At 61.7% G+C, this 16,686-nt stretch carries 14 protein-coding genes; 6 read left to right on the top strand and 8 right to left on the bottom strand.

Annotation, left to right across the window (positions count from 1 at the left end):
* The first annotated feature begins 7 nt into the window (after positions 1-7).
* The 5 genes from QQK16_RS03985 (at position 8) to QQK16_RS03960 (ending at position 8,334) form a co-directional block, all read left to right on the top strand.
* The gene (locus QQK16_RS03985) at positions 8-2,197 is read left to right on the top strand and encodes a sensor histidine kinase (RefSeq protein ID WP_284195129.1); all 2,190 of its coding nucleotides are present in this window, start codon (positions 8-10) and stop codon (positions 2,195-2,197) included.
* On the top strand, positions 2,190-3,464 hold the full coding sequence (locus QQK16_RS21210; RefSeq protein WP_308446979.1) for a sigma-54-dependent transcriptional regulator: 1,275 nt from the start codon (positions 2,190-2,192) through the stop codon (positions 3,462-3,464). Before QQK16_RS03985 ends, QQK16_RS21210 begins: the two co-directional genes overlap by 8 nt.
* A gap of 405 nt (positions 3,465-3,869) precedes the next feature.
* Complete coding sequence (gene crcB, locus QQK16_RS03970) at positions 3,870-4,253, top strand: fluoride efflux transporter CrcB (protein WP_284195128.1); 384 nt, start codon at positions 3,870-3,872, stop codon at positions 4,251-4,253.
* Between the two features lie 614 nt (positions 4,254-4,867).
* The gene (locus tag QQK16_RS03965; protein ID WP_284195127.1) at positions 4,868-6,691 is read left to right on the top strand and encodes a M4 family metallopeptidase; all 1,824 of its coding nucleotides are present in this window, start codon (positions 4,868-4,870) and stop codon (positions 6,689-6,691) included.
* An 89-nt stretch (positions 6,692-6,780) separates the two neighbouring features.
* Positions 6,781-8,334, top strand: coding sequence for a M28 family metallopeptidase (locus QQK16_RS03960; protein WP_284195126.1), 1,554 nt, complete (start codon positions 6,781-6,783; stop codon positions 8,332-8,334).
* Between the two features lie 74 nt (positions 8,335-8,408).
* Here QQK16_RS03960 and speD read toward each other — a convergent pair whose 3' ends face one another.
* The 6 genes from speD to QQK16_RS03930 form a co-directional block, all read right to left on the bottom strand.
* Entirely contained in the window at positions 8,409-8,798 is a 390-nt protein-coding gene (gene speD, locus QQK16_RS03955) for an adenosylmethionine decarboxylase (protein ID WP_284195125.1), read from the bottom strand.
* Entirely contained in the window at positions 8,795-10,411 is a 1,617-nt protein-coding gene (locus QQK16_RS03950; RefSeq protein WP_284195124.1) for an NAD(P)/FAD-dependent oxidoreductase, read from the bottom strand. The genes speD and QQK16_RS03950 overlap by 4 nt, the downstream gene beginning before the upstream one ends.
* Positions 10,408-11,907 (bottom strand): polyamine aminopropyltransferase, encoded by a 1,500-nt coding sequence (locus tag QQK16_RS03945; protein WP_284195123.1) that lies wholly within the window; start codon positions 11,905-11,907, stop codon positions 10,408-10,410. Before QQK16_RS03945 ends, QQK16_RS03950 begins: the two co-directional genes overlap by 4 nt.
* Positions 11,908-12,163: 256 nt before the next feature.
* Complete coding sequence (locus QQK16_RS03940; RefSeq protein WP_284195122.1) at positions 12,164-12,376, bottom strand: DUF350 domain-containing protein; 213 nt, start codon at positions 12,374-12,376, stop codon at positions 12,164-12,166.
* 14 nt (positions 12,377-12,390) lie between these two features.
* A complete protein-coding gene (locus QQK16_RS03935) occupies positions 12,391-12,540 on the bottom strand; it encodes a hypothetical protein (RefSeq protein ID WP_284195121.1) in 150 nt (49 codons plus the stop codon).
* A gap of 204 nt (positions 12,541-12,744) precedes the next feature.
* Positions 12,745-14,574 (bottom strand): DUF4178 domain-containing protein, encoded by a 1,830-nt coding sequence (locus QQK16_RS03930; RefSeq protein ID WP_284195120.1) that lies wholly within the window; start codon positions 14,572-14,574, stop codon positions 12,745-12,747.
* 285 nt (positions 14,575-14,859) lie between these two features.
* Here QQK16_RS03930 and QQK16_RS03925 point away from each other — a divergent pair, with 285 nt between their 5' ends.
* On the top strand, positions 14,860-15,378 hold the full coding sequence (locus QQK16_RS03925) for a hypothetical protein (RefSeq protein WP_284195119.1): 519 nt from the start codon (positions 14,860-14,862) through the stop codon (positions 15,376-15,378).
* On the opposite strand, the gene QQK16_RS03920 is transcribed toward QQK16_RS03925, so the two are convergent.
* Both QQK16_RS03920 and pyrE read right to left on the bottom strand, forming a co-directional pair.
* Positions 15,375-15,998, bottom strand: a complete 624-nt coding sequence (locus QQK16_RS03920) for a DUF4124 domain-containing protein (RefSeq protein WP_284195118.1) — start codon at positions 15,996-15,998, stop codon at positions 15,375-15,377. The genes QQK16_RS03925 and QQK16_RS03920 overlap by 4 nt on opposite strands.
* A gap of 11 nt (positions 15,999-16,009) precedes the next feature.
* Positions 16,010-16,651: an orotate phosphoribosyltransferase gene (gene pyrE / locus QQK16_RS03915; RefSeq protein ID WP_284195117.1), complete on the bottom strand. Its 642-nt coding sequence runs from the start codon at positions 16,649-16,651 to the stop codon at positions 16,010-16,012.
* Positions 16,652-16,686 lie beyond the last annotated feature (35 nt).

Here is a 16,686-nt window from a genome sequence, read left to right as displayed (position 1 = left end):
CATGCCCATGCGTAATACCCTCATTCTGCTGGGTTCCTTGGCAGTGATCCTGCTGTTCATGCTGGCCACCTCCATCGGCAACTCCACCGTGTTCGGCCGCTACTATGAGCCGCTGCTGGCGCTGAACATCCTGATGGTGGTGGGCCTGGTGGCATTGGTGGGCACCCGCCTGATGCGGTTGCGCAAGCAGGTGAGGGCGCGCCAGTTCGGCTCCCGTCTGGCCTGGCGATTGACCCTGATGTTTGCCATGGTGGCGGTCCTGCCTGGCGCTCTGGTCTATATGCTGTCGGTGCAGTTCCTCACCAAGTCCATCGAGACCTGGTTCGACGTTAATGTGGATACCGCCCTGGATAGCGGCCTCAACCTGGGCAACCAGGTGCTTAACTACTCGCTGGACGACCTGATGAAAAAGGCCGAGGTGATGGCGGGGCAGTTGTCCGATGAGTACGACGCCGAGGCATTGGGGACGCTGACGCGCCTGCGCGAAACCACCAATGTGCAGGAGGCCAGCCTGTTTGATGGCCGCGGCAAGGTGATCGCCCATGTGGGTGATGAGTATGCCAACCCGGTGCCGCTGGTGCCTGACCGCAATATGCTCAAGCAGGTACAGGCGCAGCTGCCGTACCGGGCGCTGGAGACCACGCCCGACTACGGCCTCAGCCTGCGTGTCATCGTACCGGTCAATCCCAACTATGCCAGCCAGAGCAGCTTTGGTACCGAAACCCGCGCCCTGCAGCTGATACAGCCTGTGCCCAAGCAACTGGCCAGTGATGCCGAGAAGGTGGAGGAGATGCGCAACGCCTACAAGCTGCTGGCACTCTCCCGCACTGCGCTGAAGCAGAGCTTCGGCTTGACCCTGACCCTGGCCCTGTTGCTGGCCTTGCTCAGTGCTGTGGTGCTGGGCATGTATCTGTCGGAAAAGCTTGCGGCGCCGCTGACGGTGCTAGCGGCGGGTACCCGCGCAGTCGCGCAGGGGGATTATTCTCAGGTGCAGCCCGTGGTCAGCCAGGATGAATTGGGCACGCTTACCCACAGTTTCAACCGCATGACCCGGCAGTTGTCGGAGGCACGCGATCAGGTGGAGCAGAAGCAACAGGAGACCGCCTCTGCCAAGGCTTACCTGGAAACCGTGCTGGGCAGCCTGACGGCTGGGGTGCTGACCTTCGATGAAAAGTGGCGCCTGCGGGCCGCCAATGTCAGCGCGGGGCAGATACTGCATGCCGAAATCGACCGGCTGGACGTACTCAAGCTGACTGACTGGCTGGAGGACTACCCCCACTTGGGCAGCTTTGCCGAGGGAGTGATACAGGCCTTCAACGCTTCGCAACAGGATTGGCACCGCCAGCTGGAAGTTGGCTTTGACGGCAGTACCCGCATGTTGCTGGTGCATGGCGCCCGCCTTCATGGCGAGGTTGATCAGGGTGGCGCGGTGGTGGTGTTCGACGATGTCACCGATTTGCTGCGCGCCCAGCGCGATGCCGCCTGGGGCGAGGTGGCCAAGCGCCTGGCGCATGAAATACGCAATCCGCTGACCCCCATACAGCTGGCCGCCGAGCGGTTGGAGCATAAGCTGGCCGACAAGCTCGACGATGCCAGCCGCGATGTGCTGACCCGCTCCACCACCACCATCGTGGCGCAGGTGGGGGCGCTCAAGCGCATGGTGGACGAGTTCCGCGAATATGCCCGGCAGCCTTCGGCCGAACTGGCGCCGGTAAACCTGGCCAAGCTGCTGGACGAGGTGCTGGTGCTGTATGAAACGGCGCCGATAGAGCGTAGCCAGGTGGGAGAAGGGGGACTGTGGGTGGTGGCCGACATCACCCAGTTGCGCCAGGTTGTGCACAATCTTCTGAAGAATGCACAGGAGGCTGTGGCGGGCGATATGCTCGGCTGCATCAAACTGCGCACCGAAAGACGCGAGAAAACGGTACGATTGTCGGTAGAAGACAACGGTTCTGGCTTCAGTGATGCTATTCTACAACGCATATTCGAGCCTTATGCGACAACCAAGCTCAAGGGAACCGGGCTGGGGCTCGCTGTGGTGAAAAAAATCATCGATGAGCATCACGGCCAGATCGTGGCCTATAACGTGGAGCCGCATGGCGCCTGCGTCAGGATAGACTTACCGATTGCGGATCAAATGCAGGTGGGCCGGAATCAAGCCGGCCCGGCAGAGCAAGGGGAGAAAACGAGTGGGTAGTAACGATATTCTGATCGTCGATGACGAGATCGGTATCCGGGAGTTGCTGTCGGAGATCCTGCAGGACGAGGGCTACCGGGTCGTGGTAGCGGAGAATGCAGCCCAGGCTCGGCAACTGCGCAACCAGGGCCGGCCGGCGCTGGTGCTGCTGGATATCTGGATGCCGGACACCGATGGGGTGACGCTGCTCAAGGAATGGGGCAGCAATGGTCAGCTGACCATGCCGGTGGTGATGATGTCTGGCCATGCCACCATCGATACCGCGGTCGAAGCCACCCGTATTGGGGCTTTTGACTTCCTGGAAAAACCCATAGGCCTGCAAAAGCTGCTGGCGACGGTGAAGCGTGCGCTCAAGCACGGCGAAGTGCAGCCCAAGGTGGCTGAGAACTCGCTGGCGGCCTTGGGCAAGAGCCCGCTGATCCTGATCCTGAAAAAGCAGCTGGACCAGGCGCAGAACCTTTCCTATCCCTTGCTGCTGACGGGGGAGCCCGGCAGCGGCTTTGTCGCCTGTGCCCGCTATCTCAGTGTGGCCACCGCGCCCTTTGTGGCGCCGGATAGCCAAGATGCCCTGGTGGAATCGGGGGCGGACCTGGTGACACGGGCGGCCAATGGTACGCTGTTCCTGCGCGATATCGGCCATTACGAGCGCAAGGCACAGGGAGCGCTGGTGGCCTTGCTGCCCAAGCTGGACAAGCACAATGTCAGGCTGATCTGCGCAACCAGCCGCAGCCTGCCGGAGCTGATTGACCGGTTTGACCCGGCGCTGTTCACCTATCTGTCGCAGATCGTGGTGCCTTTGCCGGCGCTGCGCGAGCATAGGGATGATATCCCTGAGCTGGCCGAGCATATCCTGGCCAGTGTGGTGGAATCGAACAAGACCGGCCCGCGCCGGTTTGCCTCGTCGGCGCTCAATGCCCTGCGCCAGCATGACTGGCCGGGTAACCACGAGCAGCTGCACAACATCGTCAAGAGCCTGGCGCTGACCTCGGCCGAGGTGGACATCGATGCCACGCCGGTCAACCGGGTGCTGTCGCAGTTCTCGCCGCCGCGTGCACAGTCGGTGGCCATGAGCGGCCCGCAGTTCAATTTCGACCAGCCGCTGCGCGAAGCGCGCGACGAGTTCGAGCGTGCCTATTTCGACCACCATATCGGCCTGGAAGGCGGCAATATGAGCCGGGTGGCCGACAAGGTGGGGCTGGAGCGTACCCACCTGTACCGCAAGCTCAAGCAGCTGGGCGTGCAGGTGATCAAGCGTCCGCGCCCTTGATATGCTGCGGGTGGGTGCGTGCATCCACCCCGTTGGCGAGCCTGGCATGAAATCAAGTCATGGCTGGGCAGGCGCCAGGCGAACCCTGGCGCTGGTCGCCTGCTCAGCCTGAGCAGGCGGCATCTCCCTTGATTGAGTCCGCTCCCCAGCCTTGGAGGCCGCGACGGTATCCGCATTGCGGTGGGTGAAGGGCGCCTCGCCGCCGCTGGCTATCATTTTGAATGGGCTTCAGGGCCTGTTGTAGACTCAAGTCATTGATGGGTGAAGGACTGGGCCGGCACCAGGGTAGCCCAAACCACTGGGCACTCTCCGGGTCGGTTCTGCATCTTTCGCCGTTGGTGCCTGTCATCGGTGGGCTTGGGTTTTTCAATGGTTTAGCTTCATAACCGGCTGCGGTACGTCATCATGCTACTTCCCGTCCTGGCTGTTTCCCTGGGGGCCGCCTTGGGTGCGCTGGCGCGCTGGGGGCTGACTAACTGGCTCAGCACCCTGTCGAGCAATCTGTCCGTGGGTACATTGGCCTCCAATCTGGTGGGGGGCTATTTGGTCGGCATTGCCGTCAGCTATTTTGCCCAGCACCCCGGCCTTGCACCGGAATGGCGATTGTTTGTCATCACCGGCTTTCTCGGTGGCCTGACCACCTTCTCTTCCTATTCGGCCGAAGTGGTCGACATGATGCTGCGCGGACAGTTCGGCTGGGCGCTATCCACAGCGGCTAGCCACCTGTTCGGCTCATTTTTCATGACCGCTTTCGGCATCTATACGGTGTTGTTTTTTTACCGCCGCTGAAATTTTGTCTTGTACATGACTTGTGGGATTCAATACCCCATACATGACTTACCCAGCTAGGGTAAGTCTATATCTGGCGCGCTTGGCCAGTGCCTCGTGCTTGTGTCATGTACAAGACGATACGGTTAAAAATCGCTTACATCCTTGTTGCGTAGACAAGTCATGGCCTACCGTTCGTCGGCTTGATGACGTTGGCATTTTGATTCCGCCCATTCCATCTACTACTACCCAGTAGGTCTACAAGAAAAAAGGCCGCCTGGGGATACGCTCCACCGGGATGCCGAGGGTGCTGTCACACCACCTGTTGCCAGGGGGTGGCAGATGCCCGGTGACCGGTGCGTACACACCCGGCCACATCTCTCCCCTGCTGATTGCAGTTTGCACCTGAACCGGCTGCCCTGATGTGCGCAGCACGGCCCAGTAGATTCCGCCTGCCCGCTTGCCGGGCGGGCACCAGGACGGATCAGCCACCCTCCCAAGGGGTGGCTGCCAGCAACGTAGCGCCTTACCTATCGGCAGGGTGCACGGGGGACCTGTTGGCCGACTATCGACGGCAAACAGGTCAGTTTTTGGGGAATGGTCCCCATGGAAACTGAGTAGAGGAAACAAAAATAATGGAGCAAGCGTTTAACGCAGTAGCCCGTCCCGTTCTCCTGTCCATGCTGGTTGCCGGTGCCCTTAGCGCCATGGCTGCTGAGCGTGTTGAACTGGAGGGTTTCACATCCGAGCGTATGTCCGCTACTGCCAGTACTGGCAGTGACAAGACCATACATAGCATGCTGGGCCTCAGTGACAGCGAGTTGCGGGTACAACGCAGCCAAAGCTACGCCAATGGCAATGTGGTCACCCGCTACCAGCAGTTCCACCAGGGCGTGCCCGTCTGGGGTGAGGCCGTGGTCGAACAGCGCAAGGCCGGCCAGGCCGCCCCGCAGTTGTCGGGCGCCATGCTAAAGAGCCTGGCCAACGATCTGCCCAGCGCCAAGCCGGTGTTCAGCGGTAGCCAGGTGATCTCGCAAGCCAAGAATGCAGCGCGCATCTATGGCCCCACCGAGAACGACCAGTCCACCCTGTTTGTGAAGATGGACAAGAACAATGTGGCTCGCCTGGTCTACCTGGTGTCGTTCATGGTCCATGACGCCAAGAAGCCCAGCCGTCCCCACTTCCTGATCGATGCCAATACAGGCGCGGTGGTGGAGCGCTGGGAAGGCCTGAACCACCGTGACGCGACCGGCCCTGGCGGCAACACCAAGACCGGCCAGTATGAATATGGCACCGACTTTGGTCCTCTGGTGGTGACCGATGACTGCAAGATGAACAGCGGCAACGTCATCACGGTCAACCTCAACCATGGCACCAGTGGCAGCACCCCCTACCAGTTCACCTGCCCCCGCAATACGGTGAAGCAGATCAATGGCGCCTACTCGCCCTTGAACGATGCCCACTACTTCGGCAACGTCGTGTTCAATATGTACCAGGCCTGGTTCAACCTGCGCCCCATCAGCCAGACCCTACAGATGCGGGTGCACTACAGCAACAACTACCAGAATGCCTTCTGGGATGGCACTGCCATGACCTTCGGTGATGGCGGCAGCACCTTCTACCCATTGGTGTCGCTCGATGTATCGGCTCACGAAGTCAGCCATGGCTTTACCGAGCAGAACTCCGGGCTGGTGTATTCGGGCCGCTCCGGCGGCATGAACGAAGCCTTCTCCGACATGGCTGGCGAAGCTGCCGAATACTTCATGAAGGGCACCAACGACTGGAAGGTCGGCGCGGAAATCTTCAAGGCCAGCGGCGCATTGCGCTATATGGACAACCCGCCGCAGGACGGCCGTTCCATCGGCCATGCCAATGACTTCACCAGCGGTATGGATGTCCACTACTCCAGCGGGGTCTACAACAAGGCCTTCTACCTGCTTGCCACCAAGGCCGGCTGGAATACCCGCAAGGCCTTCGAGGTGATGGTGGATGCCAACCGCCTGCACTGGACCGCGAACAGCACCTGGGATCAGGGTGCTTGCGGTGTGGAAAAGGCGGCAGAGTCGCGCGGCTACTCCAAGGCTGATGTGACTTCGGCCTTTGCGTCAGTCGGTGTGTCCTGCAGCGGCGGCACCCAGCCACCGACTGGCACCGTGCTGCAGAAGGGTGTGCCGGTAACAGGTCTGTCTGGTGCACGCAGCGCCAAGCTCAACTACACCATGGTGATACCGGCTGGCGCCAGGAACCTGTCCTTCGTCATGTCGGGCGGTACGGGTGATGCTGACATCTACATCAAGTTCGGCTCGGCACCGACCACCACCTCGTATGACTTCCGCCCATACCGGAGTGGTAACAACGAGACGGTGAACATCGCCACGCCGAAGACCGGTACCTACTACGTCATGATCAACGGCTACTCGGCCTTCAGCGGCGTCTCGCTGGTTGCCAACCATCAGTAAGCCGTTCCTGAACCCCGCACCGCAAGGTGCGGGGTTTTTCCATGAGTGACCGAACAAGCCATCTGCCAGATGGACCAAGGAGTAACACCATGCAAAAGAAGATCATGCCGTTGCTGTTGGCGGGCCTGTGCCTGACGGCCTGGGCCGATAGCGCCCCTAGCGGCAAGAAGGTTTGGATTACGGTGGGCGATGCGGCCTATGTACAGCTGAAGAAGCTGGCACCACAGGTGGTGGCCGGCGAGAGCCGCGTCCAGCCTGCCAGTGCCGGCCTGGGCCGGGCCGTAGGGCTGGAGCGCGCCTATGCCGTGGAAGTGGATGAAGGGCTGCTGGGTGGCTTGAGCGAGGCCGTGCACCACGAGCTGCGTCGCTGCGGTGGCTATATGGCCCATCCCAGCCGCGCCGCTGCCATCGCAGCACTGCAGCCGCCTCCCGCAGTGGCCATGGCCAGCCGCCCCAGCTATGTGATCGACAACCAGACCACGGTCAACCCGCTGCTGCCGCAACTGCAGGACAGCAATATCGCGGGCACCATCAACGACCTGGCCGCCTTCACCAACCGCTATTACACCACCAGCCACGGTGTCGCAGCTTCCAACTGGCTGCTGCAACGCTGGCAGCAACTGGCAGCCGGCCGCAGCGATGTGACGGTGGAACAGTTCAGCCATGCCAGCTGGCCACAGAAGTCGGTGATCCTGACCATCCGGGGTACCGACAATGCCAGCGAAGTCGTGGTGCTGGGCGGCCACCTGGATTCCACCGTGGGCAGCACCGGTGAAAACACCCGTGCACCCGGCGCCGACGATGATGCCTCCGGCATCGCCAGTCTCACCGAGGCCGCTCGGGTAATGATCAGCAGCGGCTACAAGCCACGCCGCACCATCAAATTCATGGGCTATGCGGCAGAGGAGGTTGGCCTGCGCGGTTCGCAGGATATCGCCAGGAAGTTCAAGACCGACAACGTCAATGTGGTGGGTGTCATGCAGTTGGACATGACCAACTACAAGGGCTCGGTCAACGACATCTATATCTATACCGACTACACCGACAGCCAGCAGAACACCTTTATCGGCAACCTGGTCACCACCTATCTGCCCACGCTGAAGCTGGGCTACGACAAGTGTGGCTATGGCTGTTCGGACCACGCCTCCTGGACCGGCCAGGGTTTTGCCGCCTCCTTGCCGTTCGAGGCGACCTTCAGCCAGTCCAATCCGCGCATCCACACGGCCAACGATACCTATGCCAACATGGGCAACCAGGCGCAACATGCGCTCAAGTTCGCCAGGCTGGCTGCCGCCTTCGCGGTGGAACTGGGTAGCGATGGTCCGTCCGACCCAGTACCTGGCGACACCGTGGAGAACTTCTCCGGCACCCTGGCCAGGGGCCAGAAGGCCAACTACGGTCCGTTCAAGGTGGCCGGTGGCACGACCTTCAAGGCCGACCTTACCGGCACTGGTGACGCCGACCTGTATGTGCGCAAGGGTGCTGCGCCCACCACCAGCAGCTATGACTGCCGGCCTTACAAGTCCGGTTCGGCCGAGAGCTGCAGCGTGGCGGTCACGGCCAATGGCGACGTCTATGTCATGGTGAACGGTTATGCGGCATCGACCTTCAATCTGAAGGTGACGTATCGGGCCCAGCAGTAAGAGGGCTTCGCCGACCTGGCGCAGATGCTGGGAAGCAAGTAAAACGGGGCAGTGATTGCCCCGTTTTACTTTGTCTAGATAGCGTGATCGGTGGTTGCATCGCCGCGCTGCAGGCGGCCCAGCTGCTGCTGTCGTGGCTCAAAGGCTGCCAGCAAGGCTGCCAGTAAGGATTCGGCTTTATTGCTGTTGTCGGCGCCGAAGTTGCAGACATATACGTCCAGCGTCACGCCGCTACGCTCCGGCCAGGTATGCAGGGCCAGATGCGATTCGGCCAGCAGCACCACGCCGGTGATGCCGCCTGGGCCAGCCTCGCTGGCGGGGAATTGATGCCAGCAGGCGGATACTGCCTTGAGGCCGGCCAGCTCGACCTGGCTCAGGCATAGCTGCTGCAGCGCGGCTTCGTCGGTCAGCAGGGACGGTTGCTGGCAGTCATACAGGTCGGCGGTGAGATGCAGGCCGTTCATGCGAATTCATCCTTGTGGTCCAGCAACCAGCGTGCTGCGCGCACACCCCAGTAATGGGCTTCCTCGGCCAGCGAAAAACCGCTGAGATCACTGTGTGCCAGCATGATACGGCCTTGTGGCTGCCGCAGGCGCGGCAGGGCATCACTGCTGAACAGGCTGGGGGTGGGGCGCAGCATGGCGTGGCCCCAGCGCCAGACATCGAGTTGCTCGGTCAGGCCCGGCAGGTCGGGGTGCACTCGCCCCAGTTCGGCCAGAATGCTGCGCGCCCAGTATGCGTGGGGGGCGGTTTGCAGCAGCTTGCGGCCGGCGGCAGGCGTGGCCTCGGTGAGTGGGCGATAGTAGCTCAGGACACAGCCCTGATCATGCAGCTGCAGGGATTGATGGTTGGCCACCACATAGCCCAGCCCGGCAGCGCCATACAGGACATTGTCCCAGCACAGCGGCTGTTGCCCCCGCTCGGCGGGCGGAGCACGCAAGCTCAGGTTGGCGACCAACCAGGGCGCATAGCTCAGTTGCGCCATGGCGGTTTGCCAGGGCGGCGGCAAGCTGGGCATGACATGGGCTAGAAAGCCGGCCGGTGCGGCCCACACCAGCTTGTCGGCCAGGTAGCGCACACTGCGATTCTCCTGCGCCAGATAGACCAGCACGCTGCAGCCCTGCGCCGTCTGTTCGATCTGCCAGGCCATGGCATTGGGCTGTAGCGCATCACCCAGGCCCTGGGCCATGCGCCGTGTCAGCCAGCTATTTCCCTCCGGCCAGGTCAGTACGTCGTCGCTGTCGGCATTGCTGGCCTGGCCGTGCCGGCCGGCGTGGTAGTGCAGGCCGGCCCAGGCCGAGGTTTGGCGATAATCGGTACCGTAGTCGTCACGGCAACCGTAGTTCACCCACCAGTGCAGGCTGGGCGCATCGTAGCCTTGCTGCTGCAGCCAGTCGGCCATGCTGATGCCGGCCAGCGCAGCGGTAGGCGAGCCGCCGCGTGCGCTGGGCGTGGCAAATGCAGGACGACCGCGGCCGTCCAGGGTGGCCTTCATGCTGGCTATTTGCTCGACGAAACGCTGTTGTTGATGGCGCTCGGCCTGGGCAATACCGAACTGCGGCAGCAGACCCTCCTGCCAGGCGCCGTGGATATGCAGGCGCTCTTGCGGGGCGAAACACAGATAGCGCTCCTCGTACTCCGGCCGCAAGGCATGCGGGTCGCCCTTGAGCGCACCGAACTCGGCCAGCATCAAGCGCAGTTCAGGTGCCTCTGGCCCAGGCAATGGCAGGTAGTGGGCGCCCCAGGGGTAGGCCGATATGGGGTTGCTGCCACTCCGGGCATTGCCGCCGGCTTCGTTCTCCAGTTCCAGCACGGCGAAACTGGCATGGCCCTGGCGCTTGAGCCACCAGCCGCAGCTGAGGCCGGCCATGCCGCCACCTATTATCAGGGCTTCCACCTTGCGGGTTTCGCTGGCAGCAGGAAAGCCGGTGCCGTCACGCAGCCTGTGCCCCAGCGCCTGCGATGGTCCCAGCAACTGTCCAGGCGGCAGGCCGGGTGGGGGCGTGCGGCTGCAGCCAGCCAGCCCCAGGCTGCCAGCTGCTAGCGAGCCGGCCCGCAGGAAATCCCGCCGCTTCATCGCTGCACCTGCTTCCACTCCTGCTCGAAGGTACGCACCAGCAGCTGGTTGTTGAGGCGGTTGACTTCGGCCGGGGTGCGGTCCATGTCGGGAGGAAAGTTGAACAGGCCGGGTATGGTATCTGCGTTGATAAAGCGCAGGCCGGTGGGTAGCCGTTGGGGTGGGGTGTAGGGCTCGCGCCCTGCCAGGATGAAACCCCACTCGCCGAAGCTGGGAACCAGGGCGTGGTAGGGGCGGGTCTGCAGGCCTACACTCTCTATCGTCTGCACCACGGTCCAGTAGCTTTGCCGCGCATACAGGGGCGATGTGGATTGCACCACCATGCGGCCGCGTGCACTCAAGGCCCGCTCCGCCATGCGATAGAAGGTGTTGGTATAGAGTTTGCCGACGGCGAAATTGGTCGGATCGGGGAAATCCACCACGATAAAGTCGTAGGCATTGGCCTGGCTTTCCAGCCAGCGGAAGGCATCGGTGTTGATGATACGTACCCGTGGCGAGTTGAGCGCATCGCCATTCAACCCTCGCAGCGCAGGATGTTGCTTGAACAGGGCGGGCATGGCGGGATCCAGCTCTACCAGGGTGACGGATTCCACCTGCGGATAGCGCAGGATCTCGCGTATGGCCAGGCCATCGCCACCGCCCAGTACCAGTACCCGTTTGGCCCAGGGCAGGCTGGCCAAGCCAGGGTGGATCAGCGCCTCGTGGTAGCGATATTCGTCGCGGGCGCTGAACTGCAGATTGTTGTTGAGGAACAGCCGTACGTCATCGCGCCAGCGAGTCAGTACGATACGCTGGTAAGGCGTGCTTTCGGCCAGCACGATACGGTCTTCATACAAGGCCGTTTCGGCAATGCTGCTGAGCCTGTCGGCGGCGGCGAAGCCGGCCACGATCAGCACCAGGGCAGATCCACCCTGCAGCCAGAGCACCCGGCGGCTGACCAGTTCATGGCGGAACAGCCAGGTGGTCCATAGGGCCACCAGCACATTGAGCAGGCCAAACAGCAGGGCCGTGCGTACCATGCCCAGCTTGGGGGCCAGCCACAGCGGGAACAGCAGGGAGACGGCCAATGCACCTAGATAGTCTATGCTCAGCACCCGCGAGACCAGATCCTTGAACTGCAGGCGATGCTCCAGCAGGCGCATCACCAAGGGAATCTCCAGCCCCACCAGCATGCCGATGACAAAGACCAGCAGGTAGAGCAGCAGCAGGAAAGGGCCGCTCAGCCAGGTGAAGGCAAAGAACAGGGCGGCCGCCGAAAAGCCGCCCAACAAGCCCACGGCCAGTTCTATGCGGATAAAACTGCCGATCAGATCGCGCTGGAAATAGCGCGACAGCCAGGAGCCCACACCCATGGCTGATAGGTAGACACCGATGACGGTGGAGAACTGGGTGACGGAATCGCCGACCAGGTAGCTGGACAGCGCAGCCGCGACCAGCTCGTAGGCCAGTCCGCAGGCGGCGACGACAAAAACGGAGAACAGCAGGGCGTAGGGCATGGCTTGGTGGTATAGGCGAAGGGAGGCTGCGGTGTGGCATACGATAGCCGGGCGTGCGCTATCGTGGGACGGTGACGGCGTTCAACTCCTGACAATGAGGCTGCAGGGGTGGGCCACTGCCTGGGTTACGGCTGTGTCGCCTACCTGCCTGTCGCTTGGTGGCGGGGTAGCCCGTTGCGCCGGGTGGCCAGGCTCGCAAGGGGCGGTACGTGGGCACCGCTGGCGCCACGGCACCAGCGGTGTTTACTGGCGGCGCTTAATGGATTGCGGAGGCGACAATGATGGCAATGCCCAGACACATAGCGCCCACCACGGTAGCCAGGGCCTGGTTGCGCTCCTCCACCAGATTCTTCCACAGGTCGTAGGGTGTGATCTTGTCGATGATGATAAAGGCCACCCAGAACACGGCCACGCCGAGCAGGGAATAGATCAGGGAGGCCAGTATGTAATCGAGCTTGAGTATATCCATGGGTGTGACTCCACTTATTTATGATAAAGCCGGCCGCCTGATGAGACCGACCCGCTGCGTTCACGCGTCTCGGTGTCGTCACCGAACAGCGGCTGTCCTTTGTACTGCCCGTAACCGAATAATGCGGTGGCCAGGCTGGCGGCCACCAGATACATGCGAAACATGATGCTTTCCTGTGCTAGCGGGTCAGAAGTAACGGTTGTATCTGTCCCGGCGTCTCAACCATCCCCAGTACGCCCATGGTATCGCCAGCAGGGCGAGGAGCATGAGCCAGGCACTGCTACAGATTGTTACACCTTTCAACAGTCGAATAGCCGGGCTGGCGTTCCAGTAGTGATCGGAGCGATGGACCATGTCTGGAGCGTGCGTTAATCATCGTCCGCTTGCCCCGATGCGTAGTCACTCTGTGCCCAGCGCTGTGATTCGAAGCTATGGCTGCGGAACCAGGCAAGCAGGGGAGCAACCAAGAGCAGCAGCAACAGCATCCAGAAATTGCTCCAGATCGGGACATCGCGCACCAGCTGGATACGGTTGCTCAGTTCGGGTTTGCCTGGCTCGGTTTCGACTTCCACTTCCAGTACATAGTCGCCAGCAGGCACATCGCTGATCAAGGCCTCATCGTCGCTGCTGCCTTCGCTCCAGCTGCCGTCCGAGTCGCTGCCATGGTAGTAGCTGACTTCGCGGCCCAGGCGGAAAGTCTCGCCGGTCTTGCTGTTGACTAGGGAGATATCCGAGTACAGCCAACGGTTATCGAGGTTGGCATCCTGCTTGATCACCAGATTGCGCTCGCCTTCAATACGTATGGGCGGCGTAGTCAGGTTGGCCTTGGCCTCGCCCAGCGGCAAGTCCAGCTGCCCTTGCCAGACGGGTTTCTCCCAGGCGCGGGTGACAAAGACAAACTGCAGTAGCAGCGCCAGTGCGGCAAAGCCAGCAAAGCCCGCCCAGTAGCGGCTGCTGCCGCTGCTGGGGGCGGGCTGGTTGGGCGCTATCCCTACCGGCTCCGGCAAGGGTCTGGCGGGTTTGAAGGCGGCGGCGACTTCTGCCACCGGTAGGTATTCCGACATCGTCCAGCTGAGTTCCTGCTTGGTCCATTCGGCCGAGAGCAGGTAGGGCGGGCTGATATAGTCATCCACCGAACTGGTTTCGCCTACCCGCACCTTCCAGGTGAATTCACCCAGCACCTGGATGACCTCGGCCTGGCAGCGCTGGAAATGCTTGTAGTCGCGATCCAGAAAGCGGGCGATGGGCTGGGCGCCCGGTTTGAGTGCGGGTTGGCGCGTCACCGGCTTGGCCAGATTCCAATGGCCATCGGACTCCGTCAGCCAGACATAGCCGACTTCGGTCGAGTGCAGCAGGTATTCGTCCCAGTAGTAGCTGAGGCCATCGATGCGGGTGCTGCGGCGCAGATAGCCGATGACAGTATAACGGCGACCTCGCAGCCTGCCCTGTGCGCCCATTGCCAGCTTGGGCTGGTATGTGAACGGGTGGCTCTTGCTGATAATGGCCAGATTGGCATCTTTCGGATCGACCACCGCGCCACAATGGCCACAGCCAACGGCACGAATGTCCGGCCCGCTGGCCGACAGCGGCGCACCGCAACTGCTGCACTTGAAGGCGCGAGCCTGGGTGCGGGTGGGTTTGGGCGTGTCGGTGGGGGCGGCAGGGTCGATCAACTCGTCCAGTGTTGCCACATTGCCCAGGTAGACCTTGGGTGGAGATTCGCTGTAGTCGAGGCTGGCAAAGCCCGTCTCCGAGCGCAGATCCACCGCTGGCGCCTCATAGCCCGGTGTCGCCTGGAACGGCAGCTCACCCTCGGCAGCCACACAGTGGGCCAGCTCGATATTGCTGACGGTATAGGCGTTGCCCCCCAGCTTGGCCGTCATGCCTGGCTTGAACGCGGTCAATTCGGGCAGCAGGGTCTTGATTGTCTGCTCAAACGTCACATAGCAAAGGCCGGAGCCCTCAGAGACCCAGCCCAGGCGGCCGTCATCAAAGCGGGCGTACCATTCATTCCAGTAGCCGTGCTCATACTTGAGCTGCAAGCGGCCTATCAGCTCGAATCCGACAGTACGGTATTTGCCGCGAAACCGTAGTTTGAAAGGGCTGCGATCCTCGGCCAGTTCGGCCATCTTGCCCAGGTTTTCCAGGTCGGCATCGTGGCGCACCAGGGTGCTGCGGCAAAAGCCGCAGACCGCCATGATGGAGGCTGCAGAATGGAACTCAACTTGAGCACCGCAAGAGGGACAGGGAGCTACGCGCATGGTCGTCGGAGCCTAGCACAGCAGGCTGTGGAAGCAAGCCCCGCCGCCGTTTGGCGGGCTTGGTAGCTGCGGTGCCGGCCGGGGCTATCACTTATAATATGTGATTGGCATAGCGTTTTTGCGTATGATTCCGTAGCGGGTTTGGTAGTAAAAACACTGCATTTATTTGCCATACCGGTTATCAATAACGTCATTCGTCCCGGCTTCCTTATTACTCATTCCATGCAATCCGAACAAGCCCTGCAAAGCACCTTGCGCCTATTGATGTCCGTGCCGCTGACCTTGCGTAGCAATGTCAGCGTGTTCCATCAGGGCAAGGTCAGCAATTTCTCGCTCGAAGTCTCGCGCTCTGCCGAGGGGGGCTTGTCGGTAGTTGAACTGTGTCCCGACGGCGAACTGCTCACCGGCAGGGTGGTGGCTGGCCCCGGTGAGGTCAGCGCCCTTGATGAGCATGCGCTCTCTGCAGCCATGGGGGCCTTGTGGATGCAGAGCCATGATGACGATCCACCACTCAGCGAGGTGACTTCGGTGCGCGCCACCAGCTTGCTGCTGGCGACGGAGGGGCCCAATCCCTTCAGGGTGGTGCAGTCCTGGTACTACCGGGTGGTGGATGGTCTGGGCCCGCTCGATGTTTGGGATGCCGACCATGCCTTGCGTAGCCGCGAGGTCAGACTGCCCGCGGCCGACAGCTTCCGTGGACTGGTGCTGGCGCTGCAGGCAGAAGCCAACCGCATGGGCTAGCGCCGTACGCTCTCGCCGCGCAGCTCCACCAGCCGCTTTTTGTCGGCTTCGGCGCGGTTCTTCACTTCTTCGATCTCCAGATTGCGTGCAGCAATGCTGGCATTGATCTTGGCCACCTCGGCCTGGCGTTCCGTCAAATCCGTCATCAGATCGTTGGGCACCTTCTTCTTGGCCTTGGTCAGCTTGTCGATCTGTGTCTGGAAGCTGTTGACGCGCTTGGTGGCCGCCTCCAGCCGCAGGCGGTCAGACTGTATATTGGCCTGCAGCTGTTCCAGATTGCGGTCACGTATGGCGTCGATCTCGCTGGTCTTGCTAAAGCTGTTGACCAGGGCATTGTCGCGGCGACGTGCCTCCAGTGCCTTGCGCTCTTCTTCCCGCAGCTTGGCCAGCTCGGCATTGCGGGCGGCCTGCTGCTCGGGTGTCAGTATGCCCTCGGTCTGGCGTATGGGCATGCCTTGCTTGTTCAGCTCGGTCATGCCCCGCTTGTTTTGCTGCATGGGGGGCTTGTCGCTGTACTGCACCTTGCCGTTTTCATCTACCCACTTGTAAAGCGTTTCGCCAGCATGGGCGGTGAGCGCCATGGCGATCAGGGGCAGTATGAGCAGACGGTGGTGAGACATGACGGTTTTCCTCAGGCCACGCCAAATTCGGCGCGATAACGCTCAACCGCTTGCAAATTGCGTTCCAGCTCCGGTTGACCGTTCAAAAAAGCGATCAGATCGGTCAGATTGGCGATGGCCACCACGGGAATGCCGTAGCGTGCCGTGACCTCCTGTACCGCCGATTGCGTACCTTGTCCGCGCTCCTGCCTATCCAGCGCAATCAGCACGCCAGCAGGCTCTGCGCCCTGTGCACGGATCAGTTCCACCGACTCCCGCACCGAGGTGCCGGCCGAGATGACATCGTCGATGATCATGACCCGGCCCTTGAGCGGCGCACCGATAAGGGTGCCGCCCTCGCCGTGGTCCTTGGCTTCCTTGCGATTGAAACAAAACGGCACATTCCGACCTTTTTCGGCAAGTGCGACTGCCGTTGTGGCGGCCAAGGAGATGCCCTTGTAGGCCGGACCAAACAGCATGTCGAAGCTTACGCCTGAGGCGATGGCCGCATCGGCGTAGAAATCAGCCAGGCGGCCGATGCTGGCGCCGTCGTGAAACAGCCCTGCGTTGAAGAAGTAGGGCGACAGTCGGCCGGCCTTGGTCTGGAACTCGCCGAAGCGCAGCACATTCTGCTGGACGGCGAAGGCAATGAAATCGGTGCGTGACATGCTCATGAAAACAAGTGGCTATGCGGGGTTCAAGGATTTAT

It is taken from the genome of Chitinimonas prasina, assembly GCF_030160395.1.
Lineage (GTDB): Bacteria > Pseudomonadota > Gammaproteobacteria > Burkholderiales > Chitinimonadaceae > Chitinimonas > Chitinimonas prasina.
The sequence above is the reverse complement of the archived record's forward strand: the minus strand, read 5'-3'. Positions and strand labels throughout refer to the sequence as shown.